Below are 368 nucleotides of genomic sequence, written 5' to 3'. Positions count from 1 at the left end.
AGGATCTCTACTCAATCGGCCTATTAGGTTACATTGGTTTTTCATGCTAATTCTCCTTTGGACTTATTCGTAATCTCTTCTGCAATAGAAACGCACATTTTTTTACCCAAAATAATATGATCAAGTACCTCAACATTCATTAGATTGGATATAGATAAAAAATAGTCGAATAAAGAATAGTCTTCATCTTTTAAAACTGCATAACCTGCAGGTTCATTACTACAGACTATTATTTTTGAAGCGTTTCTTTTAATTGCTTGTCGAAATGCCAAATGAACCAAGTCTTTATTGAGTGTTCTAGTCCCTTTAACAATATTTTGTCTGCCTATAACCACATTATTCTTATTTAAAAATAAAAGATCTAATTG

The 368-nt window shown here is 30.7% G+C and carries 1 protein-coding gene; it reads right to left on the bottom strand.

Annotation, left to right across the window (positions count from 1 at the left end; all coding sequences use genetic code 11):
- Positions 1–41: 41 nt before the first annotated feature.
- Positions 42–368: JAB domain-containing protein (locus HU755_RS26975; protein ID WP_272978333.1), on the bottom strand; the 327-nt coding region annotated here is incomplete at its 5' end.

The organism is Pseudomonas sp. SWRI111 (assembly GCF_014268555.1).
In the GTDB taxonomy this organism is placed as follows: domain Bacteria; phylum Pseudomonadota; class Gammaproteobacteria; order Pseudomonadales; family Pseudomonadaceae; genus Aquipseudomonas; species Aquipseudomonas hamedanensis.
This window is presented reverse-complemented; position numbering and strand designations above follow the sequence as displayed.